The sequence below is a fragment of the Pseudomonas sp. GW821-FHT02C04 genome (assembly GCF_059421845.1).
Genome location: NZ_JBWKVT010000003.1, coordinates 150,970 through 175,546 on the forward strand (window position 1 = coordinate 150,970; position 24,577 = coordinate 175,546).

23 protein-coding genes are annotated in these 24,577 nt (G+C 60.6%); all 23 read right to left on the minus strand.

Features of this window, described 5'->3' with window-relative positions; all coding sequences use genetic code 11:
- Positions 1–7: 7 nt before the first annotated feature.
- The 23 genes from fliT to AC07VV_RS12745 all read right to left on the minus strand — a co-directional run bounded on the left by fliT (position 8) and on the right by AC07VV_RS12745 (position 24,576).
- The gene (gene fliT / locus AC07VV_RS12635) at positions 8–304 is read right to left on the minus strand and encodes a flagellar protein FliT (protein ID WP_096822185.1); all 297 of its coding nucleotides are present in this window, start codon (positions 302–304) and stop codon (positions 8–10) included.
- 10 nt (positions 305–314) lie between these two features.
- On the minus strand, positions 315–713 hold the full coding sequence (fliS, locus tag AC07VV_RS12640) for a flagellar export chaperone FliS (RefSeq protein WP_102620336.1): 399 nt from the start codon (positions 711–713) through the stop codon (positions 315–317).
- Between the two features lie 129 nt (positions 714–842).
- Positions 843–2,303 (minus strand): flagellar filament capping protein FliD, encoded by a 1,461-nt coding sequence (gene fliD / locus AC07VV_RS12645; RefSeq protein ID WP_495036391.1) that lies wholly within the window; start codon positions 2,301–2,303, stop codon positions 843–845.
- Positions 2,304–2,384: 81 nt separating this feature from the next.
- Positions 2,385–2,741: a flagellar protein FlaG gene (locus tag AC07VV_RS12650; RefSeq protein ID WP_495036392.1), complete on the minus strand. Its 357-nt coding sequence runs from the start codon at positions 2,739–2,741 to the stop codon at positions 2,385–2,387.
- A gap of 73 nt (positions 2,742–2,814) precedes the next feature.
- The gene (locus AC07VV_RS12655; RefSeq protein ID WP_064594348.1) at positions 2,815–3,666 is read right to left on the minus strand and encodes a flagellin domain-containing protein; all 852 of its coding nucleotides are present in this window, start codon (positions 3,664–3,666) and stop codon (positions 2,815–2,817) included.
- A 243-nt stretch (positions 3,667–3,909) separates the two neighbouring features.
- Entirely contained in the window at positions 3,910–4,176 is a 267-nt protein-coding gene (locus tag AC07VV_RS12660; RefSeq protein ID WP_096822189.1) for a hypothetical protein, read from the minus strand.
- The gene (locus AC07VV_RS12665; protein WP_495036393.1) at positions 4,173–5,465 is read right to left on the minus strand and encodes a motility associated factor glycosyltransferase family protein; all 1,293 of its coding nucleotides are present in this window, start codon (positions 5,463–5,465) and stop codon (positions 4,173–4,175) included. Before AC07VV_RS12665 ends, AC07VV_RS12660 begins: the two co-directional genes overlap by 4 nt.
- A gap of 86 nt (positions 5,466–5,551) precedes the next feature.
- Positions 5,552–6,478, minus strand: coding sequence for a ketoacyl-ACP synthase III (locus AC07VV_RS12670; RefSeq protein ID WP_495036394.1), 927 nt, complete (start codon positions 6,476–6,478; stop codon positions 5,552–5,554).
- Between the two features lie 226 nt (positions 6,479–6,704).
- The gene (gene pseI / locus AC07VV_RS12675) at positions 6,705–7,757 is read right to left on the minus strand and encodes a pseudaminic acid synthase (RefSeq protein WP_495036395.1); all 1,053 of its coding nucleotides are present in this window, start codon (positions 7,755–7,757) and stop codon (positions 6,705–6,707) included.
- Positions 7,754–9,256 carry a UDP-2,4-diacetamido-2,4,6-trideoxy-beta-L-altropyranose hydrolase gene (pseG, locus tag AC07VV_RS12680; protein WP_495036396.1) on the minus strand — a complete coding sequence of 501 codons (1,503 nt, stop codon included), beginning with the start codon at positions 9,254–9,256 and terminating at the stop codon, positions 7,754–7,756. Before pseG ends, pseI begins: the two co-directional genes overlap by 4 nt.
- Entirely contained in the window at positions 9,253–9,948 is a 696-nt protein-coding gene (gene pseF / locus AC07VV_RS12685; protein ID WP_495036397.1) for a pseudaminic acid cytidylyltransferase, read from the minus strand. Before pseF ends, pseG begins: the two co-directional genes overlap by 4 nt.
- Entirely contained in the window at positions 9,945–10,565 is a 621-nt protein-coding gene (locus tag AC07VV_RS12690) for a pseudaminic acid biosynthesis-associated methylase (protein ID WP_495036398.1), read from the minus strand. The genes pseF and AC07VV_RS12690 overlap by 4 nt, the downstream gene beginning before the upstream one ends.
- Before the next feature lie 31 nt (positions 10,566–10,596).
- Complete coding sequence (gene pseC / locus AC07VV_RS12695; protein ID WP_495036399.1) at positions 10,597–11,754, minus strand: UDP-4-amino-4,6-dideoxy-N-acetyl-beta-L-altrosamine transaminase; 1,158 nt, start codon at positions 11,752–11,754, stop codon at positions 10,597–10,599.
- Positions 11,751–12,752, minus strand: a complete 1,002-nt coding sequence (gene pseB, locus AC07VV_RS12700; protein ID WP_096822197.1) for a UDP-N-acetylglucosamine 4,6-dehydratase (inverting) — start codon at positions 12,750–12,752, stop codon at positions 11,751–11,753. The genes pseC and pseB overlap by 4 nt, the downstream gene beginning before the upstream one ends.
- A 32-nt stretch (positions 12,753–12,784) precedes the next feature.
- Entirely contained in the window at positions 12,785–15,709 is a 2,925-nt protein-coding gene (locus AC07VV_RS12705; protein ID WP_495036400.1) for a glycosyltransferase family 2 protein, read from the minus strand.
- A gap of 49 nt (positions 15,710–15,758) precedes the next feature.
- A complete protein-coding gene (locus AC07VV_RS12710) occupies positions 15,759–16,487 on the minus strand; it encodes a cephalosporin hydroxylase family protein (protein ID WP_495036401.1) in 729 nt (242 codons plus the stop codon).
- A gap of 29 nt (positions 16,488–16,516) precedes the next feature.
- Positions 16,517–17,182, minus strand: coding sequence for an acetyltransferase (locus AC07VV_RS12715; protein WP_096822200.1), 666 nt, complete (start codon positions 17,180–17,182; stop codon positions 16,517–16,519).
- Positions 17,179–18,300: a DegT/DnrJ/EryC1/StrS family aminotransferase gene (locus tag AC07VV_RS12720; protein ID WP_495036402.1), complete on the minus strand. Its 1,122-nt coding sequence runs from the start codon at positions 18,298–18,300 to the stop codon at positions 17,179–17,181. Before AC07VV_RS12720 ends, AC07VV_RS12715 begins: the two co-directional genes overlap by 4 nt.
- Positions 18,297–19,523, minus strand: a complete 1,227-nt coding sequence (locus AC07VV_RS12725) for a methyltransferase domain-containing protein (protein WP_495036403.1) — start codon at positions 19,521–19,523, stop codon at positions 18,297–18,299. Before AC07VV_RS12725 ends, AC07VV_RS12720 begins: the two co-directional genes overlap by 4 nt.
- Positions 19,520–20,080 carry a dTDP-4-dehydrorhamnose 3,5-epimerase family protein gene (locus tag AC07VV_RS12730; protein WP_495036404.1) on the minus strand — a complete coding sequence of 187 codons (561 nt, stop codon included), beginning with the start codon at positions 20,078–20,080 and terminating at the stop codon, positions 19,520–19,522. The genes AC07VV_RS12725 and AC07VV_RS12730 overlap by 4 nt, the downstream gene beginning before the upstream one ends.
- The gene (gene rfbG / locus AC07VV_RS12735; RefSeq protein ID WP_495036405.1) at positions 20,077–21,159 is read right to left on the minus strand and encodes a CDP-glucose 4,6-dehydratase; all 1,083 of its coding nucleotides are present in this window, start codon (positions 21,157–21,159) and stop codon (positions 20,077–20,079) included. Before rfbG ends, AC07VV_RS12730 begins: the two co-directional genes overlap by 4 nt.
- On the minus strand, positions 21,141–21,914 hold the full coding sequence (gene rfbF / locus AC07VV_RS12740; RefSeq protein ID WP_495036406.1) for a glucose-1-phosphate cytidylyltransferase: 774 nt from the start codon (positions 21,912–21,914) through the stop codon (positions 21,141–21,143). The genes rfbG and rfbF overlap by 19 nt, the downstream gene beginning before the upstream one ends.
- 253 nt (positions 21,915–22,167) lie before the next feature.
- Positions 22,168–24,576, minus strand: a complete 2,409-nt coding sequence (locus AC07VV_RS12745; protein WP_495036407.1) for a calcium-binding protein — start codon at positions 24,574–24,576, stop codon at positions 22,168–22,170.
- Between the last annotated feature and the right edge of the window lies 1 nt (position 24,577).

Below are 24,577 nucleotides of genomic sequence, written 5' to 3' on the forward strand. Positions count from 1 at the left end.
GGGTTAATTAACCAAACAGATGGTAAACCTTTGCCGCGCTCTGCGCTTGGGTGATCTGCGACATCTCGTCGACTATCGCCTGACGCTCACCCATGGCGACCTCAAGAAGCTGCTTGTAGACATGCAGCAACTCCTCAAGATTGTCACGCAGTGCCACTTCATCCAGCGAAGCTTCACTCAGGACATCTTCCATGCAGGAACGGCAATCGAGATCCAATTGACCGATGGCCTCCCAGTTGCGCTCGGCCAGTGCACCGACCAACGCCTCTCGGGTTTCTTCGATTCGCTGCAATACAAGACTCATGGTGATCTCCTTAGAACTGAGGAGCGGGCGCAGGAGCGATCGCGTCCCAGCCTTCTTTTACCGTGCTCAGCAAGCCGGCGACCTCGTCCAGAATACGCGGGTCGCTGCTGATGTTCGCCTCGGCAAGACGTTTCATCATGTAGATATAAAGGCCATCCAGATCAGCCAGCGTGTCCGCGGACTTTTCCAGATCAAGGCCCTCACGCAGACCACTGACGATCCCGATCGCCTTGCTGATCGACGTGCACTTGGCTGGAATATCCTTGCGCTCGATTGCACCTTTGGCCTGAGCGATGCGGTCCAGGCCGCCTTCCATCAGCATTTGCACCAGTCGGTGAGGGCTCGCTTCGGACGTCTGAGCGTGGGCGCCAACTTTCTGGTATTGCCGAAGGGCTAACATCGGATTCATGTTCTACCTCATTTGCCACAATGACTCGTATGAACAGTGTATCGCCTGCGAGTCGAAAAACTTTAGACCATAAGACAAAAACCCGGCACACGCTCGAAAGCGTAGCCGGGTTTTTGTCGCGCTTGCATGTTACTTCGCAGATTGCTGAGCGTTCAGCGAGCTGAAGAACGAAGTAATGTTGCTCGCCGTGGCCTTCATCTGCCCTACCAGCAAGTCCATGGCGTTGTACTTGGCAGTCAACGTCTTGGTCAGGTTGGCGACCCGAAGGTCCAGCGCCAGTTGCTGGTTGGTAAGGTTCCTGGTGTTGTTGTTCAGGATCGTCATGCGCTGATCAAGCAGACCCGTGGTGGTCTTGCCATCAGCCGATGGCTTGAGATACGGATCCACCGCCTTGCTCATGCGCGTCAACAGACCATTGGTGTCGTTGGTGCCGGTGAACATGTCCTGGACCTTGCCGGTCATGCCTGGCGTGGACATGACCTTGTTGAACGCAACGGTATCGAACGTCAGGTTACCGGTGAGCTTGTCGGTCATGACACCCATCTGCGACAGATAGGCCATCGAGGTTCCGGCCGTGGCGCTCGGAGCAGTCAACTGCGCACGAATGTCGGCAATCAGCGAACGCGGCAGGGAATCACCGGTGAACGCCGCCTGAACGGTCAGCTTGCCATTTTCGTCCGGCGTTGCCTTGGACAGCGTATCGATGGTGCTCTTCAGGGTGTTGTAGGCGTCGACGAAAGACTGAACGGACGTCTGCAAACCCTTGGTGTTGGCATCAACGGTTACCGTAACCGGTGTTCCGGCCGTAGCAGGAACAGTCAGCAGGTTCATCGTCAAACCGCTGATGGCGCCAGTGACCGTGTTGCTCTTGCTGCTTACCTGAAGACCGTCGATGGTCAGCTGCGCATCCTGTGCCAGGCCATTGACCGAGCCGGAGGCACCTGGTGCCGGGGTCGCCCCCATCGGCTGGGTACCATCGATCTCAAGACCGGCAATACCGCTGACTTTCAGATCGGAACCCGCACCCGTCTTGCTCGAACTGATCACCAGACGCGAAGATCCGGAGCTGTCGGTCACGATGTTCGCAGAAATACCATTGACAGCCTGGGCCGAGTTGATTGCATCGCGAGTGCTCTGCAAAGTCGCGTTCGCCGGGATCGCGACATTGTAATCAGTGCCATTCTGACTGATTTTCAGGGTACCACTCGGAATGGCACTGGCAGCACCACCGGCAAAGGATGCACTGGCTACTTTCGAGCCTGTGGCCAGTTTCTGCACAACTACACTGTATGTACCCGATACTGCGGTGTTATCCGAAGTCACGCCCAGAACAGTCGGAGTCGCCGACGTAGCGGTGTAACCGGAAAACGCAGGGGTGGTCTTGCTGCCCAGGTTGGCCATCGCCGTCTGGAATGTCGTCAGCGCACTCTTCAGCGTACCGATACCGGAGATCTTCAGCGTGTTGGTTTTGGTCGTGGCATCGATCTGCGTCTGCTTCGGCGACTTGTCGGCATTGACCAGCGCAGTAACGATCGCACCAATGTCCAGGCCGGAGCCCAGGCCCGTACCCGGTAAAATTGGACTTGCCATGTGCATCTCCCTTGGGGTTGTTGCCAGTCTTTTGACCCTTGCCGGCGCCTAAAGAACTTCAAACACTATTCATGCCAGCTATCAGACTTTGGCGTCGAACAACACGTGACTCGCGTTGGCGAGGCTGTCTGCCAGCTTCAGCGCTTCTGCGGAGGGGATCTGTCGTACGACCTCGCCCGTCTCGCTTGCAATCACCTTGACGATGACTTTCCCGGAATGCTCGTCAATCGAGAACTCCAGATTGCGCTTGATCGACTGTACGAACTTTTCGATCTCCTGCACCGCCAGCTTCAATTTGCTTTCATCCGTTTCCTGACTGTCTTTCACGGCAGTAACGGCGTCAGCAGCCTGCGGCTTCGCTTCCGCGGGCTTGTCAGTGACAGTATTGGCTGGCTTGGGAGCCGGATAAGTCACGTTAAGCTTTACGCTCATGTCCATGCTCATCACCTCCTAACGTGAAAAAGCGAGAGAGCACGACAAGCGCACTCCCCCGCCAAAACTCATTCCGAAATTACTGAAGCAGCTTCAGTACAGCGGAAGGCAGTTGGTTGGCTTGAGCCAGAACAGAGGTCGAAGCCTGTTGCAGGGTTTGCTGCTTGGTCAGGTTAGCAGTCTCTGCTGCGAAGTCGGTATCTTGTACGCGACCTTGTGCAGCAGTGGTGTTTTCGGTGATGTTCTGCAAGTTCTGGATGGTGCTGGTCAGACGGTTTTGCGAAGCACCCAGAGCGGCGCGAGTGGCGTTGATGTTCGCAATTGCAGCGTCGATCGCGGTGATCGCGTTGTCGATGTTCGAAGCGGCGGCAGCCGAAGTAGCACCGGTCAGAACAACAGTACCGCTACCTACCGACAGGCTGACGGCGTCGAACTTGCCGCTCAGTACCAGGTCGATGTGGTTGGCGGAGCCAGTGTTGGCGCCAACTTGCAGGGTCACAGTACCAGCCGAACCGTCCAGCAGGTTTTTGCCGTTCAGGTTGGTAGCAGCCGAGATACGGGTGATTTCGTCAGACATCTGAGCGAATTCAGCGTTGGTTGCGGTCTGGTCAGCAGTGCCGTTGGTACCGTTACGAGCTTTAACAGCCAGTTCACGCATACGCTGCAGGATGTCGGTCGAAGCTTGCAGAGCGCCTTCAGCGGTCTGAGCAACGGAGATACCGTCGTTGGCGTTCTGGATCGCCTGAGTGTTACCACGGATCTGCGAGGACATACGGGTAGCGATTTGCAGGCCAGCAGCGTCGTCTTTAGCGCTGTTGATTTTCAGGCCGGAAGACAGGCGCTGCATCGAAGTCGACAGAGCGTCGGAGGCGCGGTTCAGGTTCTTCTGAACGTTCAACGACGTGGTGTTGGTGTTTACTGTTAAAGCCATGACGAATTCCTCGTTGGTTGGGTACTGCGGCTTCCGGCCCTGGCAACCGCCGGGTATGGCCTAGAGAACCTTCGTAATAGTTATCGTCGGGTTTGCAGGTTGCTTGAGGGCTTTTTTGAAAATTTTTGCCATCACCCTGCCACCCCCCTGAAAACAAAGACTTAGCAGCACTTTACCTGCGAAAAAATGACGCCATAAAACCGTCCGCCGCGCAAACCTGCGGGCCAGCGCTGTCGGCTTTCCTCACGCCGCAGAACTTTCCAGCAACCGGATCAACTCGTACTCCATGAAGTCGGCAAGCCCGAGCCAGTCCTGACGCTCCTGACAATCGAGCATTTGCGTGAGCAGGTGCGCCCACGACTGCTGGATATCCGGCGAGGCAGACACCAGCAACTGCTGCGCGCCCTCAAATACATCGACCATGTCCAGCGCCGCTTCGACATCACGCCCCAGGCGAAACAGGCCGGCACACCGCCGGCATTCGTCGACACAGCCTTGCAGCGCACTCATTGCACGAACTCCTGGTTGAAGCGCGTCCCGGCAATCAACGCACCTGCGCGGCTACTGTTGAAGAACTCCACGTGCGGCTGGCTGGCGATGTAACGCTCCAGCACACACAGATAGCCGCGGAAATTGAGCTGCGTACTGACGCGCTCGCCGAAGCCGTCGCGCACCCAGTGCCGTGCCTGGTTCACCGACGGCCCCAGATCACCATCACGCCAGCCGGCGTGGGTCTTGTTCATCGGAAACGCGAAGTCGGCACCGAACAGGGTGATCCGCGCCGCCCCCATCTTCACCGCCAGATCCACCGCCGGATGAATCACGCTGCCGCCCACATGCAGCAGCGCCCGTGGATATTGCTCTCGCAGCGCCGCATAGACCGGGCTGAGCGAATAGCCGCCGTAGCGCTTGCCCTTCCAGGCCCTCAATACCTCAGGGTCGCTCATGGGCAGATACACGAGCGGGATGCCGTCGGATTCTTCGAAAGGCAAATGCCGAAAGCTGATGCGCTGATCGATGCTCACCACATAGTCGGGCACGATCCCGTGCTCGCGCAGCGGTCGGTAAGCGGTATCCACGCAAATGAACAGCGGGCGCTCGTCGCGCTCGCGGATCGCTGCGAGTCGCTCGAAATGCTGCTCAAGCGTCGGCCCGGTGCCGATCACGTAGATTTCCCGGCCGGCACAAGTACCGAACAGTTGCGCCACATCATCGTCGGCCAGCAGCACCGGCAGGCAGTCCTGCAGACGCTGCAGAATGAAGGGCGAATGCGGATCGAACTCACGATTGTTGAAACTCAGGTGCACCTCACTGACCAGCCGATCACGAATCTTCGCGTTGAAGTCATCGGCCAGCAGCATTTCAGTCGGCAAGGCAAAAAACGGAGTGCAGATGTCCGTCAGGTCACCGGCGTACAGAAGCTCTACCCGCGAGTCTTCCAGCCACTGCCGTTGATCGATCAGTTGCAACACCAGGACAAACAGCGCGCCATTGAGAATGTGCACATACAGTCGCTCAAGCCCGGCGCGCTCCAGCAGTACCGTTGGCAAATCCCCGAGACCGGTGCCGTAGACGTGCAATTGCGGCTTGTCCGCCGGCAGGCTGGCGGCCTGGATCCGGGCTTCGTGGAGGCGATCATGGCGACTGGTGAGCTGAATCCCGCCGATGCTCAGCGTCGAACCGAGCCCCTGCGTCAGCTCGGCTTCGATCGCCGAACTGTCTTCGTTCATCAACCGTGCGAACAGCGCCGGCCAGCGTCGCTCGATGACTTCAGCGTTGGCTTGGAAGAATTCGCTCATGGTGCCTCACGCTCCATTCAGGCAAAAAAATAGCGTTCAAGGTTAACCCTTGAACGCTATTTTTGTATCCGTCGTTTTTAGCCGCTTCAAGGACGATAGATAATCGCCGAACCCCACGACAGACCGACGCCGAAACCACTGATCGCAATGCGCTGCCAGTCGGAATCCAGCACGTGTTTTTCCAGCAGCAGCGGAACGCTGGACGACACGGTGTTACCGGTCTCGACCATGTCCTTGATGAACTTCTCCGGCTCGCCTTCGAAGCGTCGTGCCACGGCATCGACAATCGCCGCACTGCCCTGGTGAATGCAGAAAGCATCGATGTCATCGGCGTTGAGGCCCGAATCGTCGAGCAACTCATGCAAGTGCGCCGGGACTTTCAGCAGCGCAAAGTTGAACACCTGACGACCGTTCATGAAGAACACGCCATCGGTGACTTTCAGGTGCGGCGCACCGGAACCGTCGGTGCCGAACTTGGCTTTGCCCAGCGCCCAGGCCGGATTTTCGCCCATCCACGTCGCGGTAGCGGCATCGCCGAACAGCATGGTGGTGTTGCGGTCTTCCGGGTCGACGATCTTCGAATACGGGTCGGCGGTGATCAGCAGACCGTTCTTCAGGCCGGCGGCTTCCATGAAGCCCTTGATCGCGTAGATCCCATAGACATAACCGGAGCAACCCAGGGAAATATCGAACGCTGCGACGTTGGTCGGCAGGCCGAGCTTGTCCTGGACGATCGCAGCGGTGTGCGGCAGGCCTTCTTCGTCACCGTTCTGGGTGACGACGATCAGTGCATCGATGGATTCACGTTTCAGTTCAGGGTTGTTGGCAAACAGCGCATTGGCCGCTTCAACGCACAGATCGGAGGTTTCCTGTTCCGCGTCTTTACGTGGGAGGAAGGCCGAACCGATCTTGCCGAGGATGAATTCTTCATCCTTCTCGAATTTTGCACCTTGTGCGTAATTGTCCACGCCGGCTACAGGAACGTAGCTCGCAATGCTTTTTATGCCAATCATTACGGCTTCCCAATAATAAACAGCCCAATACCACCGCTCGCAAGGATTTCGAGGGGCGCCGACAAACAGAAAACGGCCGCCACAACGGGCAGCCACGGGGAGCGCAAAGGGCTATCACTGCAACCGATAACGGGCCAGGCGCCATCTCCCCGGTCAATACAATACAGTGAAGATGCGCGTTATGACTCGCAGGTCACGCTATTTTGCCGAATCGGTGCAGATCGGGTTATTCGACCAGTGACCAGTCCAGCGGCGTGCCGCGCTTGATCGGCGCGCGCGCGCGGCGGCCGAGGACGGCGTCGGCGTGCTTGGGCGGCAGACCGAGACCGGGACGAATGGCGCGCACGTTGGCCGCCGTGAAGGGTTCACCGGCCGCCATGTCGGCCGTGACGTACAGCGACCGACGGTAGACCAGGGACTTTTTCTCAGCCTCGGTCACGCCGTAATGCACCTGGCCCATGGCCTGCCAGGCGCGCTCGGTTTCCAGCACCAGAGCGGCCATTTCCGCAGGCTCCAGCGAGAAACTGGCGTCCACCCCGCCCGCCGCGCGGTCGAGGGTGAAGTGCTTTTCAACCACCGTCGCACCAAGCGCCACAGCAGCCACCGACACACCAACGCCCATCGAATGATCGGACAGCCCCACCTGACAACCGAACAACTCACGCAGATGCGGGATCGTGCGCACATTGCTGTTGAGCGGCGTCGCCGGGTAGGTGCTGGTGCACTTGAGCAGCACCAGATCCTTGCACCCGGCTTCACGGGCAGCGCGTACGGTTTCGTCGAGCTCGGCGATGCTGGCCATGCCGGTGGAAATGATCAGCGGCTTGCCAGTCGCCGCAACACGACGAATCAGCGGCAGATCCGTGTTTTCGAAACTGGCGATCTTGTAGGCCGGCACGTCGAGGCTTTCAAGAAAATCCACGGCGCTGTCATCGAACGGCGTCGAAAACGCCAGCATGCCCAGTGCTTTGGCCCGGGCAAAGATCGGCGCGTGCCATTCCCAGGGCGTGTGGGCCTTTTCGTACAGGTCGTAAAGGGACGTGCCGGCCCACAGGCTGTTCGGATCCCTGATGAAGAATTCGCCTTCCGCCAGATCCAGCGTCATGGTTTCAGCGGTGTAGGTTTGCAGCTTCAAGGCATGGGCACCGGCCTTGGCCGCCGCCTCGACAATCTGCAAGGCGACGTCCAGCGACTGGTTATGGTTGCCGCTCATTTCGGCAATGATGAACGGCGGTGCGTCGGCACCGATCAGGCGATCGCCAATCTTGAAACTGTTCATGAACGCTGTTCCTTCAAATCCTTGGTGAACGCGCAGGCACTTTGGGTGAACCCGGCGTCACGAAATACATTCAATGAGGCCCGATTGGCCGGCAACACCTGTGCGCTGATTGCGGTCAATTGCGGCCACTGCGCCGCGACGAACGCTTCGCCCCGCGTCAGCAGCGCCCTGCCCCAGCCGAGACCGAAACGCCCCTCCAGCAAATACAGCGAAACCTCGGCTTCAAAGCCGCGCAGATCGTAGCGCAACACACCGACCGGGCCGTCATCGGCCTCGGCGATCAACAACAGCCGTTGAGGATTGCGCAGACTGGCGCTCAACCAGTTCAGATGCTGCGACCACTCGATCGCGCCACTCTTCACCGACCAGCGCTGCACAGCGTCGGCGTTACGTCCGTCGAACAACACCTGCGCATCGTCCAGCGTCGCGCCCCGCAACGTGAGCACCGCGCCGGCCAGTGCCGCCGCGACCCGCAGCGCACCACGCCCGTCGACCAGTTGCCGCGAACGCTCGGCCAGGCTCTGGCGCAGATAAAAGTTGCCCACGACAAAACCGACGGCATCACGCAGTTGTTCGACGCTGACCTGCTCCCGCGCGCCCATGAACACATGCGCCCCGGCCGCGGCCATCACCTCGCCGTTGGCCTGCTGGTTGTTCGACACCGCAATGCAGATCGTCGGCAGGCCCATGGCCGCGCGTTCCCAACTGGTGCCACCGCCAGCGCCGATGAACAGGTCGGCCTCGGTCATGCGTCGATGAAAATCGCTGACGAAACTGTGCAGACGCCAGTTCGGTCGGCTTGCGGCCAATGCCTGCATCTCTGCCCATGCCGGGTTGTCGGCGCCGGCGACGAAGTCCACTTCAAGCCCGGAAAAGTCCGCCAGCGCCAGCATCGCGTGATGGGTCTGGCGGGCAGCGTCGAAGCCGCCGAAGTTCACCAGCACCCGTCGCGCCACGGGTTTGATCTCGATAACCGGGCCGCTGAACTCTTCGCGCAACATGGCAAAGCGCGGACCAAGCAGCGTTCGGCAACCTGCCGGCAGCAGTGGCTGATAGTTTTCGCTGAGACCAGAGAGGTTCTGATTGAGCAACAGGTCCACGCTGTAACGGCGGGTCGCCAGATCGTCGACGGCGGCGATCCGTGGCGCGAAGCGACGGGCCGCGGTCTGCCAGTGATGATCGAGGCCGTAGTGGTCGGCGATGACCCAGTCGAATTCGGCCTGACCTTCCAGCTGCGTCGCCAGTGCATCGATATCCGCCTGCCACGGCAGCATCGATTCGATGGCTTGTTCCGGGTCTTCGTCGGCGTAGCGATCCGGCAAGGCGAACGTCTCGAAACCTTCGCCTTGCAACGCATCCAGCCGATGGCCCGGCAAGCGACGACAGGCAAACGCGACATGACTGCCCTGAGCGCGCAACACCCGCGCCAGCGTCAGGCAACGGGCGATATGGCCGCTGCCGATGGTCGGCGAAGCATCGGCGCGGATCAGTACTCTCATTGCAGCTCCCCGCCAGCCTTGAGTGCGGCGTAGAGGTATTCAGCGCGTTTCCAGTCTTCAGCGGTGTCGATGTCCTGCACCAGATGCCGGGGCAGGATCACCGGCAGGCTGGCCGGCGAATACAGAATCTCGCCACGCAGCCAGGCCTCGCTGCGACCCCAGTAGAACTGGCCGGCATCCTGAAAGGCGGCCGGCAGATCCTGCGAGCGGGTATTGCGAAACTCGGGGTACAACGCCGTCAGCGCGCCCTGCCCGTCGAGGGTCAAGGCACGCTGCACCGGAAAGCCGAAATCAGTGACCGAAAAAGCAAAGGACTTGTCGGGATGCTGCTCCAGTAACTCAAGCCCCTGGCGCAGGAACCGCGCCTGCAACAACGGCGCCGTGGCGTACACGCAGCAGGCATAGTCAAAGTGCGGCAGTTGCTGCAAGGCATGCACGATCACCGCAGCCGTGCCGGCGAAGTCATCGGCCAGCTCCGCCGGACGCAAGAACGGTACTTGCGCACCATGAGCCTGCGCCAGCTCGGCGATTTCTTCGTCATCGGTGCTGACCACCACCTGGTCGAACAATCCCGAATCCAGCGCTGTGCGAATCGAACGGGCAATCATCGGCACACCGTCGAACGGTTTGAGGTTCTTGCGCGGAATGCGTTTGCTTCCGCCGCGGGCCGGGATGATTGCGACGTTGCTCAAGGGCGTTTTTCCAGCAGGAACCAGGTGACGTCGTCCAGCGGGAATTGTGGATCGCGGTGATAACCGAAGCCGTAATCCAGCAGTTGCAGATCCGGATAGCGATCGAGCATTTCCCCGGCGAAATCGCGCTTGAACAGCTTGCCGCTGTTGCCGCGATAGGACACTTCCACCGGCGACGGATTGTAGTATTCGGCGATCAGGATGTAGCGCTGGCTCAGCTCGTACAACTGCGCATAGGCGGTCGGCAACAGCTCCGGGGCCAGATGAATCAGCACGCCTTTGCTGAGCGTCAGGTCGTAGCGACGCTCCCGAGGAAAGTCGAACAGCGAGCCGTGCCAGATGTTCGCGATGTCCAGCGCCCGCGCCTGGGCACAGGCACTGGCATTTATCTCGACGCCGAACAACTCACAGCGCGGCAACAGCTGACGCAGCGCCTGCAAGTTGTTGCCGGCGTTGGTGCCCAGCTCCAGCAGACTGTCGATCCGTCCGGCCCGGGTCAGCGCTTTGGCGAACAACGCCAGATTGGCCGCCACCAGCGGTTGCCCGACATTGCGGTCGACGTACTGGTTGCCGAACTCGCCCTGCCAGAATTGTTCCTGTTCGCTCAGATCACGCATTGCCGTTTTCCATCCACCGCCGCAGCGGCATTTATTCAGTCAACCGACGCAATTGCTCGACCACGTAATCCTGCTGCTGATCGCTCAGCAACGGAAACAGCGGCAGGCTGATCGCTTCGGCGTAATAACGCTCGGCCTCGGGAAAGTCTCCCTCGGCGAAACCCAGTTCACGATAGTACGGCTGCAGATGCACCGGAATGTAGTGCAGGTTCACGCCGATGCCGGCCGCGCGCAAGCCTTCGAACACCTGACGGTGGCTGAGGTTGATGCGATCGGTCTGCAAGCGCACCACGTACAGGTGCCAGGCCGATTCGGCGTCCGGCTGGATGCTCGGCACGGTGACCGGCAAATACGCCAGCAAGCGCTCGTAACGCGCTGCCAGTTCCCGACGACGGGCGATGAATTCGTCCAGCTTGCTCAGCTGTGACAAGCCCAGCGCAGCTTGCAGATCGGTGATCCGATAATTGAATCCCAGCTCGATCTGTTGGTAATACCACGGCCCGTGACTGGGTTCGGTCATCTGCTGTGGATCGCGGGTCATGCCGTGGCTGCGCAGGCGTTGCAGACGCTCGGCCAGTTCCGGGCGATTGGTCAGCACCATGCCGCCTTCGCCGCTGGTGATGATTTTCACCGGATGGAAGCTGAACACCGTCATCGCCGCGAATTCACCACAACCCACCGGGCGCCCGGCATAGGACGCACCGACCGCATGGGAAGCGTCCTCGATCACGGTGAAGTTGTAGCGTTCAGCCAGTTCGGCGATTCGCCGCATGTCGCAGCTCTGCCCGGAAAACGCCACCGCCACCAGCACTTTGGGCAAGCTGCCGTCGCGCTCGGCGGCGTCGAGTTTGCTGGCCAGCACCTCGGCATCGAGGTTCCAGGTCAGCGGATCGATGTCGACGAAATCAACGTCGGCGCCGCAGTAACGGCCGCAGTTGGCCGACGCGAGAAAGGTGTTCGGCGTGGTCCACAAGCGATCGCCCGCTCCCAGCCCCGCCGCCAGGCAGGCAATGTGCAGCGCCGCCGTGGCGTTGCACACCGCGACCGCGAAATCGGCCTGGCAACGCTCGGCCATCGCCTGTTCGAAGCGCTCGATGGTCGGCCCCTGAGTCAACCAGTCGGACTGCAACACCTCGACGACCGCGTCGATGTCCGTCTGGTCGAGGCTTTGCCGACCGTAGGGAATCATACCGACAGCTTCGCGTGCAGGTCGGCGATCTGCCCCACCGAGAGGAAATGCGGGTTGGTGTCGGAGCGGTATTCGAAATCTTCACCGACCGGCACACCACGCTCGCCGAGTTTGTCCTCGGCGAAATCCACATCGACGCTGGTGAAACGAATCGACGGCTGGATGGTGTAGTGATCGGCGAACTCCAGGGTCATCCGCGCATCGTCCAGCGGCACCATCAGTTCGTGCAGCTTCTCGCCCGGACGGATGCCGACGTTCTTGTGCGGCAGGTGCTCGGCCATGCCGCGAGCCAGATCGACCACACGGATCGACGGGATCTTCGGCACGAACACTTCACCGCCGTGCATCCGCGCAAAGCTGTCGAGGACGAACTGCACACCGTGATCGAGGGTGATCCAGAAACGGGTCATGCGCTCGTCGGTGATCGGCAGCTCTGTCGCGCCATCGGCAATCAGCTTGCTGAAAAACGGCACCACTGACCCGCGCGAGCCCGCTACGTTGCCGTAGCGAACCACGGCAAAACGCGTCTGTTGCTCACCGGCAATGTTGTTGGCGGCGACGAACAATTTGTCCGACAGCAACTTGGTGGCGCCGTACAGGTTGATCGGGCTCGCGGCCTTGTCGGTGGACAGCGCCACGACTTTCTTCACGCCGTTGTCGATGGCGGCGGCGATGATGTTCTCCGCGCCATTGACGTTGGTGCGAATGCACTCGGTCGGGTTGTACTCCGCCGCCGGCACCTGTTTCAACGCCGCGGCGTGCACCACGTAATCGATGCCGCGCATGGCCTGGCGCAGACGCTCGGCGTCGCGCACGTCACCGAGGAAGTAACGCATGCACGGCGCGTTGAACGTCTGCTGCATCTCGTACTGTTTGAGTTCATCCCGGGAGAACACCACCACCCGCTTGGGCTGGTATTGCTCGAGCAGGCGCGCAATGAACTTGCGCCCGAACGAGCCGGTGCCACCGGAGATGAAAATCGATTTACCGTTGAACATGTCTAGAGTCCTGTTTCCTGTGCCCCAAGGCGTCAGCCGAGCCACTGCGCCCAGTTCACCGCAGCACGCTCGTTCAGAGCAAAGTCTTTGCCGTTCAGGATCAGGTTCGGGTTGCCGGCCGGGTCCTGAGCGAAGACGGAGGACCATTTTTCAGCCAGTGCTTCCAGCGCCTGTGGCGCTTGTGGCAATTGCCCGCCATGAAGCACCTGGACCAGCGGCGTCCACACGGTGAGGTAACCGGCCTGACCGGCCTTGAGGCACAGGTCGACATCGCTGAAACCGTCGCCGAAGCTTTCGGTGTCCAGCCCGCCCAGGGCGTCGAACAACTCTTTGTTCACCATCAGGCACACGCCCGATACGGCCGAGTAGTTCTGATCAACCTGCAGACGGTGCATGTAACCTTCGGCGTCGTGCTTCTCGCCAATGAAGGCCGAACCAACGGTGCCTTCCTGGCCGAGAATCAGACCGGCCTGGGAAATTTTCCCGTCGCGATCGACCAGTTTCGGCCCGACGATACCGACTTCAGGACGCTGGGCATGGTTGAGCAGCGACTCGATCCAGTTCGGGTTGACCACCTCACTGTCGGCCGCCATCAGCACCAGGTATTCACCCTGCGCCTCTTGGCTGGCAGCGTTGCACAGGGCCGCATCGCCAAGCGGCTGATCGGCGTGCAGAACGCGGACCTTGGCATGGTTCAGGGTGCCCAGCCAGTCGTTGACGGCCGCCGATTGATTCGGTCGGGCCGCGAGCAACACTTCATAGCGGGTGTAGCGGGTTCTCAGCAGCACACCGTCCAGGCAGCGTTGCAGGGCCGGCAGGTCATCGCTGGCCGGCAGGATGATCGACACCAGCGGCTGTTCGGCATGGCGATAATCGATCTGATAGGTGCCAGGCTCCTTCGAGGTGATCTTGGCCTTGTAGCCACGATTGCCCAGGTGACGCAGCAGGGCCTGACGCTCGTCGGCGTTTTCTTCCAGGACCGAACTGCGAGTGATCAGCAGCGGCTCGTCGAGGTGCGCCAGACCGCCCAGGCCACCCTGTTCGATGAGGCGCAGCAGCAGATCGAATTCCAGCGCCTTGCTGAAGTCCGCCTGATAACCGCCCGCCTCGATCAGCACCTCGCGACGGATCAGCCAGTGCCGCGCCATCAGCGCCGGCAGGCTTTGCAGCAGGTCGAGGTTGAAGCCCGGACGGAACACATCCACCAGGGCGCCTTCGGCGTTGCGCTGGATTTCATCGGTGGCCACCGCGCGGCAACCTTCGGCCGACGCCAGTTCCAGACCGGCGCGCAGCAGACCGCCAGCGGTGAACTCGTCGCCCGCTTCGGCCAGCAGCAGCCAGTCGCACGGCGACTGACGAACACTCTGGTTCAGCTTGTCGACGAAGTTGCCGGACGAGACCCGCACAAAGTGCAGGGTGTTCTGCGCGGTGGTCGCCGCCGGCGGTTCGCCCGTGGTGAACACCACCACTTTGAACGCCTTGCTGTGACCTTCGAGCAAGCTGTCCAGGGTGACCTGCAACTTGTCGATGTCGTTATCCAGATCGAGCAGGAAAATACCGAACTGCGGGCCTCCGCCATTGGCTGCCAGATCGCGGGCAATCGCCCCGGCCTGTTCGTCATCGGGCTGACGCGCATCGAGCCATTTGAGCAACCGGCCGGTGCGCATTTTGCTGAATGTCGCCTGATTGCCTTCCAGCGATGCCGCTTCCAGACGCGCATTCCACTCACGCAGTTTTTCGGCGTCCTCGTCTTCACCCAGCAATTGCAACTGCGCCACCAGACGTTTGATCACGGTGCGGTTGAACACGTTGCTGTCGTGGGCTTGCCACAAACGGTCCACCACGCTTTCCGGCGTGTCGTTGTTGCGGGCCAGCATCAGGTTCTCCTGACGGGCCCAGATGCCCTCCAGCCCTTGCAACTGAATGCGCCCGGCCGGCATGGCGTGCAACAGAAACTCGAAGTGGGTCAGTTGATCGAAAAACGCCTGATTGTAGAACGGCATTTCGACGTACTGTTTCGGGCCGAAACGGCGCTGCGGGCCGGCCTCGATATTGGTCCACGCCGACTCCAGAATCAGCTCGGCGGTCAGTGCGCGACCGGTGCGCAGGCTGTCGGCCAGCGCTTCGAAACTCTTCAGGACAAAGGCTTTGCCTTGTTCCGGGCTGTCATGCCGGACTTGCGTCGGCAGGCCGGCCAGAAACTCGGCAAAGGCCTCGCGCTCGGCGACGGACTTGGCGTCGGTGTACGCCAGCGAGTGGAAAATCTCGGTGCTGTGGTCGGAGTGCTGGTAGTTGATCTCACGCACAACGTAAGGGATCGGCAGGATCCGTGCCTTGCCCCGCGCCAGCATGTAGTACGTGTGACCGACTTCCTGCCACTGGAAGATCGTGTCTTCAGGCATCGCCTTGTACCAGTCGCGCATGATCTCGGAGCGCTGCACCGCGTAGAACGGTGGCAGGTACTGGTACATGTAATCCACCAGGCGATCCTGGGCCAGATCGGCCGAGTAGTCCTCGCAGACTTTCTTGTCACGACGGTAGTAGCTGACGCCGTTGGCCAGCGCCAGGTACATCATGCTGTAGCCGTGGCACATGCTGTAATCGGGGTTGGCGTCCATGAAGGCAACGGCTTCATGCAAGGCATCGTGCACCAGGAAGTCATCGTCGGCGGCGAACACCATGTAAGGGGTCTGCAACTGCTCGATACCGTAGGCCAGTTTGGCGCGAATGCCCCAATAGCCGAACTGCGGCAGATGCTGATAATCCACGTTGGCAAATTGCCCGGCCACGCCCGGCAATGCCTCGGCGGACGAGTCCAGCACCAGAATCCTGCACGGCAGGGTGCTGTAGAAACGCACGGCCCTGCGCAGAAACGCCGGGCGTTCGTGAGATATCAGCACAACGGTCAACTGTTCGTTGAGTGCCAAACCGTGTCCAGAACTGTTCTTGCCTTGCATATATTCCCCACAAGCGGCGAGTCGCCGAAAACTCTACGTTGTTTGTCGATTAACGTACGCGGCGCAGATAACCATCCGGCGCGACTGTGATCAGCAACTTGCTGTGTATGGCCTGATCGATTTCGAAATCACGGTTCTCTTCCAGGTAGGCCCACACGGCGGTTTTCGGGTTGTCACCCTTGCCCCACGGACGATCCGGGAACGCGTCTTCCGGCATGTCTTCGACCACGGTGTCCATGACCACGCAGTAGCTGCCCACCGAAACCATCGGTGCGTACAGGCGCAGCTCTTCGAGGACGTGCTCGTGGGTGTGGTTGGAGTCCAGCACCACCAGCACTTTCTTGCCCTGCACGCGTTCACGCACCTGGTCGACAATCGCGGTGTCGATGCTCGAACCCTGGATCATGCTGATCCGCTTGAACATCGGGTGCGACTCGATGGCTTCGCGGTTGTGCTGGCGGATATCGATGTCGACACCCAGCACTTCGCCGTGGCCGATCAGTTCCAGGATCGAGGCGTAGAACACCAGCGAACCGCCGTGGGCAATACCGGTTTCAACGATCACGTCCGGACGCAGGTTCCAGATGATTTCCTGCATGGCGACCATGTCCTGCGGGAACTGAATGATCGGCCGGCCCATCCAGCTGAAGTTGTAGGTGTATTTGTGTTTGGCAGTGGTGGCGACCCAGTCCAGGGACTCGCTTTGCAGTGCCTTGTCTTCCTGCAGGCCTTCGATGTTGGCTTTTACTTCTTCGCGAAACTGCTCATGTGGATTCATTGCAACTCTCCAAAAATTCGGGAAACGGCTTACTTGAACACCTTGGCGTCCGGGTAAGGCACCGTGTTGTTCTTGATGATCCTGGCGGGATTGCCCACCACGACCGAAAAATCCGGGACATCTTTCGTCACCACGGCACCCGCGCCGATGGTCACCCAGCGACCGATGCGCAGGCGCGGCAGGATCGTGGCGTTGGTACCGATGAAGGTGCCGTCACCGATCTCCACGCAGCCGGCGATACAGACGCCGGGCGCCATGAACACCGAGTGACCGATCCGTCCCTCATGCCCCACCACACTGCCGGCACTGATGCTGGTGTTGTCGCCGAGTTCGACCTCGGCCTGCATCAACACGCCTTCCTGCAGGTAACTGCCCTGCCCCATGCGAATCATGCTCAGGTCGATGCCGGGATGGATGAACTGACCCAATCGCGCACCCGCCTCTACCAACTGACAGGTGGTTTCGTAGCGTAAACGGGTACTGCCGGTGATCAGATTGACGAAGCGCACGTCCGGCCCATTGAGCTCGGCCACCCGCTCCGAACCGCCGACCACCGGCACGCCATAAAACAGCGTGCCGTGCTTGCGCGGATCGTTATCGAGAAACGCAAACTCGATGTTCGGCGTGCTGCGCTTGACGGCCTGCAGCATGCGCACCGCTTCCGGGTTGGCGGCGCCCAGCAGATACATCTTCACGGTGCTTTCCTGCTGGCCAGCAAGTCGAGCACCACTTGCACCACGCGCTGCTGATCGGCGTCAGTCATTTCGTGATAACTCGGCAGGTTGAAGGCACGCTCGGGCAACGCGAACGCCAGCGGGGTGTCGACCACGTATTCGCTGAACATCGGCAGCGACGACAGCGGCCAGAAAAACACCCGGGCGTCGATATCCGCCGCCTGGAAAGCCGCAATCAACTGATCGCGATGGATGCCGGTGTCGGCATCGAACACCACGGTCGGCATCCAGTAACCATTGCGCCCATGGACCGGTTCCGGATTGAGCGAAACGCCCGACACACCTTCAAGCGCCTGCGCATAGTTGGCGAAAATCGCCCGCTTGCGCTCGATCAACTCTTCGATGCGCTCGACCTGAGCGCAGCCGACCGCCGCCTGCAGGTTGCTCATCTTGTATTTGAAGCCGACGAATTCCGGCCAGAACTGCTTGGTACTGCCCGCGACCCGGCCATGGTTGGACAGGGTCAGCACGCGCTCGTACAAGGCCTTGTCCGAGGTGACGAACATGCCGCCTTCGCCAGTGGTCATGGTCTTGGTGCCGTGAAACGAAAAGGCACCGAAGGCACCGAGCGAACCCGCTGCCTTGCCACGCCATTGCGAACCGATGGCTTCGGCCGCGTCCTCGATCACGGGAATGCCGAACTCCTTGCCGATGGCCAGCAAGGCATCCATGTCGCAAAGATTGCCGTAGAGGTGAACCGCCAGAATGGCTTTGGTGCGCGGGCTGATCGCGTTTCTGACCTGCTGCGGATCCAAGCACCAGCTATCGGCCAGCACATCGACAAAGACCGGGGTCGCACCCAGGTAGGTGATCGGCGCCGCCGAAGCGATCCAGTTGGTATTGGCCAGGATCACTTCATCGCCGACGCCGACACCCAGTGCCGCCATGCCCATGTGCAAGGCCCCGGTGCAACTGGAGGTGGCGATTGCATAGGTCGCACCCAGATGCTCGGCGAAGCCGTGCTCGAAGCGGGTCAGGTATTCGTAACAACGCGCGCCCCAGCCGTTCTGCACGGCATCCAGGGCATATTGCGCTTCGAGTTCGCCAACGCTCGGTTTGGTGTAGTGGATTCTGCTCATTGAATGCTCAACTCCGGAACGGCGACGACAAAGCGTGCACCCCATGTTTTGGCTTCGGCCAGTTGTTGCGTCACTTCGCTCAACAGGTTCCAGGGCAGAACCAGAATGTAATCCGGCCGCTCTTGCGCAATGCGCTCGGGTGCCACGATCGGAATGCGGCTGCCCGGCAGGAACTTGCCCTGCTTGTGCGGGTTGGCATCGGCAACCCACGCCAGCAGATCCGCTCTCACGCCGGCATAGTTGAGCAAGGTGTTGCCCTTGGCTGCCGCGCCATAACCGACCACACGCTTGCCCTCGGCCTTGGCCTGCAACAGGAAACGCAGCAACTGGTGCTTGATGTTTTCCGCGGCCGGCGCCAGCGTCGCGTAGTACCCGGCGGTTTTCACGCCGGCATCGAGTTCGGCCTGCAACTGCTGCTGAACCGCTGGCTGCACGGCGCGGCGCTCGCCATCCTTGCGCTGCACGAACACCCGCAGCGATCCGCCATGGGTGGTCAACGGGCTGACGTCGAACACTTCCAGACCGTTGCGCTCGCACAACGTTTGCACGGCGGTCAGGGACAGGTAGGAATAGTGCTCGTGGTACAGCGTGTCGAACTGCGCACCGGCCATCAGCGTCAGCAGTTGCGGGAATTCGAATGTGGCAACGCCGGTCGGCTTCAGTAGCGCGGCGAATCCACCAAGGAAGTCGTTGATGTCCGGCACGTGGGCCAGCACGTTGTTGGCGGCCATCAGGTCGGCGCCCCAGCCTTCGCTTTTCAGCTGTGCGGCGGTGTCGCGACCGAAGAACAGTTCACGAATCTCCAGGCCCTTTTCCCGCGCAGCCTGCGCGGTGCTGCGGGTCGGCTCGACGCCCAGGCACTGAATGCCGCGACCGGCCACGTACTGCAACAGGTAACCGTCGTTGGCAGCGACTTCCACCACGCGGCTGTCAGCTGTCAGGCCAAAGCGCTCGACCATCTCGGCCACATAGCGTTCGGCATGGGCCAGCCAGGTGCTGGAGAACGAACTGAAGTAGGCGTACTCGGCATCGAACAGGCTGTCGGCGCTGGTGTAATCCTCGGTCTGGACCAACCAGCATTGCTGGCACACGGCGACCTTCAATGGCACCCATTGTTCGGCCTGTTCCAGCCGATCGGCATGCACGTAGGCGTTGGACGGTGGCGAGGTGCCGAGGTCGATCAGCGGCAGGCTCAGCGGTGCGGCGCACCCACGGCAGTTCATAGACGCACTCCAGCAAAGTGTTGATCGAGCGCGGGATGGCTGGAATCACGCGCTGACAAATTATTGACAGGCAACGGCCAGGCAATCGCCAGCCGTGGATCGTTCACCGACAGGCCGGCCTCGTGCTCCGGCGCGTAATCGGCGCTGTGCAGGTAAAGCAGCTCAGCATCCTCGGTGAGGGTCTGGAAACCATGGGCGAAGCCGGCCGGAATCAACAGGCTGCGACCGTCGCCGGCCTTCAGGTGCTCGGCGTGCCAGTGCAGGAAGGTTTCGGAGTCCGGGCGCAGGTCCACCGCCACGTCCCACACTTCACCGCGCAGGCAGGTGATCAGCTTGGCTTCCGGCGCATTGGCGTTCTGGTAATGCAGACCACGCACGCTGCCCTTTTCGCGAGTGCAGGAATGGTTGATCTGGCGGATGTGGAACTCGGTGCCGAACGCACTCAGACTGCCCTCGCAGAACAGCCGGGCGAAGTGCCCGCGCTGATCTGCGAAGCGTTTGTGCTGGACGCTGAACAACCCGGCCAGCGGCAACTGTTTCAAGGAAAACTCGCTCACAGCGCGCCCCGGTACAGGTTCAGTTGGCCGAGAGTGACGGTGCGCATGTCGTCACCGTTCTGCCACGCCAGGTGCCAGTCGAGGGTCTGGGTCAGGCATTGCTGCAGCGACCAGCGCGGTTGCCAGCCCAGCACCTGACGGGCGCGGCTGCTGTCCAGGCGCAGCAGGCCAGCCTCGTGCAGTTCGCTCGGTTCGATACGCAGACCACGGGCCTGTGGCCAGCGGTTGGCGAGCAGTTCGACCACTTCGCCGACGCTGCACATGTCCGTTTCGCCTGGGCCGAAGTTCCACGCCCCGGCGTATTCCGGGCCTTCTTCGTAGAGCCCGGCGGCCAGTTGCAGGTAACCGGCCAGCGGCTCCAGCGCGTGTTGCCATGGGCGCACGGCTTGCGGGTAGCGCAGGGTCACCGGTTCGTCGGCCGACCAGGCTTTCAATACGTCGGGAATCAGGCGCTCAGGGGCGAAGTCGCCGCCGCCCAAGACGTTGCCGGCGCGAGCGGTGGCCAGGGCCAGACCGTGTTCGGCGTACTTGTCGGCCGGGAAGAACGACGCGGCATAAGACTGCGCCAACAACTCGCAGCAGGCCTTGCTGCTGCTGTAAGGGTCGTGTCCACCGAGGGCTTCGTCCTCGCGGTAGGGCCACAGCCATTCCTTGTTGGCGTAGACCTTGTCGGTGGTCACCAACACACAGGCCCGCACGCAACCGACCTGACGAATCGCTTCGAGCAGGTTCAGGGTGCCCATGACGTTGCTGGAATACGTGCCGAGCGGATCGCGATAGCCTTCGCGCACCAGCGGCTGGGCCGCCAGGTGCAGGACGATCTCAGGCTCGGTGTCGGCGATGATCTCGAGCAAGGCGCCAAGGTCACGCAGGTCGCCGCGCTGATCATTGATGCCTTCACTCACGCGCGCCAGTTCGAACAGGCTCGGCTCGGTCGACGGATCGAGGGAAAAACCGCTGACTTGCGCGCCGAGGCTTTGCAGCCACAGGGTCAGCCAGCTGCCCTTGAAACCGGTGTGACCGGTGACCAGAACCCGCTTGCCGCGCCAGAATTCCGGACTCAGTCCCATTGCTTCCATGGGGCCTCCCCGGTCTGCCACAGCGCTTCGAGGTGATTCTTGTCGCGCAGGGTATCCATTGGCTGCCAGAAACCGTCGTGCTGATAAGCCATCAGCTCGCCACGCTCGGCCAGGCCATCCAGCGGACCGGACTCCCACGACGTATCGTCGCCTTCGATCAGCGGCAGGACTTTCGGCGACAACACAAAGAATCCGCCATTGATCCAGCCACCGTCGCCACGGGGTTTTTCAGTGAACCCCAGTACGCGATCGCCTTCACGGTTCAGCGCGCCGTAACGTCCCGGCGGCTGTACGGCGGTGACGGTCGCCAACTTGCCGTGAGTCAGGTGGAAATCCACCAATGAGCTGATGTTCAGGTCCGAGACACCGTCGCCATAGGTGAAGCAGAAGGCTTTTTCGTTTTCCAGATAGCGTGCGGCGCGGCGCAGACGGCCACCGGTCATGGTTTCTTCGCCGGTGTCGATCAGCGTCACGCGCCACGGCTCGCTGTAGTTCTGGTGAACGTCCATGCGGTTTTCACGCATGTCGAACGTCACGTCGGAGGTGTGCAGGAAGTAGTTGGCGAAGAAGTCTTTGATCGCGTAGCCCTTGTAGCCAAGGCAAATCACGAAGTCATGAATTCCGTGTGCGGAATACTGTTTCATGATGTGCCAGAGAATTGGCTTGCCGCCGATTTCGATCATCGGTTTCGGCTTGAGGTGCGACTCTTCACTGATGCGAGTGCCCAGGCCACCCGCCAAAATAACTGCCTTCATGGTCTCCCCTCTCGTTCGTCACAGGGCTGCGCGCGGCTTTATGAGCTTTGCGGCCTTCTGGCTAAACCTTTCTGCCGGTCCGGGCGCAGGTGCAATGACCGCGAGCGCTCGTTTTATGGCGATTTGAGGGGGACTTGCAGGAAACGCGCCAGCTCCGCAGACGCTGCGTCGATGGGGACACGGGCATGAAAAAGGGATGAGTCCGTTGCCGGACTCATCCCTTTCATCGAGCGGTTTCAGTGAATCGACCGGATCAACCGAACAGGGCAAACCCGTCGGCAGCGGTTGGCAGGCTGTAGGCCTGGCCGTCCGCGGTCTGGATGTGCTCGATGCTGTTGAAGCCCGCATACCAGCCCGCCAGTTTCACACCACCGGTCGGCGCACCGACACTGCCATCATTGGCGCTGTGCAAATAGGCGTCGTCGCCGATACGGGTCACGTTCAACTGGCTGGCATTGGCAATGGTGTTCAGGATCAGGGTGTCGTTCAGGCTGTTGCCGCCGTCCTGAATCACCACCAGACCGGAGGTGTTCACCACGTAGGTATCATCACCTTCACCGCCATTGGCGAAACCACCGGAAGCCTGCTGGCCGGCCAGATTGAGAATCAACCGGTCGTCACCCTCGCCACCGAACAACGAGTAGGCGCTGCCCTTGCCGGTCAATACATCGTCGCCGATACCGCCGATGGCGCTGCCGTTGACCACCGTCACGGTGTCATTGCCGTCCTCACCGAATGCATTGGTACCCAGATCGTTTTCGGCACTGACAATCACATCGTCGCCCGCCCCGCCATACAACTGATCGGCCTGCGCATTATCGGCCACACCTTCGAGGCTGAACGGTCCGATGTCGGACACCAGGCCGCCGTAGATAACGTCGTTGCCGTCACCGCCATTGATCAGATCGCTGCCGCGCCCACCTTCCAGGTAGTTGTCCGCTTCGTTGCCGGTCAAGGTATCGTCGAAATGACTGCCCATTACGCCTTCGATATTGGTCAGCGTATCGCCCTGTGCATCGCCACCCAGGTTGATGCCGGTCTGCAGATTGATCTCTACCGCCGAGGCACTGGTGAGGTACCAGACGTTATCGATGCCGTCGCGACCATCGATCGAATCACCGCCCCCACCCCCGATGAACGTTTCGTTGCCGGCCGAACCGATGAAGTCATCAAAGTACTGACTGCCCTCGATCAATTCGATCCCGGTGTATTCAGGGACCGGATTCAAAGGTTTGTAAGCGGCACCGCTCAGGTCGATCGTCATCGGCATGAAGGCGTATTTGAAACTGAGCAGATCCTGCCCTTGCCCGCCATCCAGGCCGAAAAACCAGGACATGCCGTTGGCGTAAAAGGTGTCGTTGAAGTCACTGCCACGGATGATCTCGATATTCTGGAACGTATCGCCGTCAGCGATCCCCGAAAACTCCCGGGTTGCCCAGTTCAGCGTCATGGCGACCGTGCTGTCGCCGTAGCTGAGCACATCGATACCGTCGCCACCGTCGAAGGAATCACCTTTGGCACCGCCGAACAGCACGTCATTGCCACTGCCGCCGACGATCGTGTTCCAGGTGTCGTTGCCGTAGCCGGTGAAGTCGCCGGTCCCGGTATACGTCAGGTTTTCAACGAACGGATCCAGGTGCATCACAGACAGCGTGGTGTACACCTGATCGGTGCCGCCCATGAAGCCCTCGACTTCTTCGATGGTCACACCGGTGCTGTTGATGAAGTACACATCGTTCCAACCGCCACCGGCCAGGGTCACGCCACCGATGTTGGCGGTGAACTGATCTGCATTGTTGGTGCCGATGATCTTTTCGACATTGCGAAAGGTGTCGCCCACTGCATTGATACCACTGCCGATCTCGATGGTGACCGGCCCCGGGTTCCATTGGTAGCTCACCGTGTCGTAGCCATCGGAACCGTCAATGATCATCGACCCTTCGAAGCGATAGATCAGATCATCGAACTTCGAGCCTTCAATGGCTTCGATATCGGTGAAGGTGTCTCCGTAGGCAATGGTCAACCCGTCGTAGTTGTTCCAGTCCGAAACCCTCACTCCCTCGAGACTGTCGCTGTAGCTGACGGTATCGAAACCTTCGCCACCCACGAAGTGATCCGCCCCGTCGCCGCCCCACAGCCAGTCGTTGCCGGCGCCGCCGATGATCTCGTTGTCGGTGTCGCTGCCGTAGGCCTTGAAATCACCCGTACCGGTGAAGGTCAGTTTCTCGATGAAGGGGTCCATCTTGATGGTGTTGAGACTGGTGCGCAGCTCGTCGTAACCGCCGTAGCTTTCTTCGATGATGGTCACGCCTTCGCTGCCGACGATATACACATCGTCACCCCAGCTACCGTCCAGCGTCACACCGGCAACGTTGCCGGTGAAGGTGTCGTTGAAAGATGTACCGATGACTTTCTCGACGTTGAGCAAGGTATCGCGCTTGCCCTCGGCGCCGGTGACAGTCCACGCGTCATTGCCGATCTCGACGTTGACTGCCGAAGACAGCACGCGATAGTCCGCCGTATCAACCCCCTCGCCCCCATCCAGCACGTCCGATCCGCCACTGCCGATCAACTGGTCATCCGACTCCAGTCCATAGAGTTCGTCATTACCATCGGTGCCCATCAGGTAATCCACATCACTCGTTCCATTTACTACTGACATT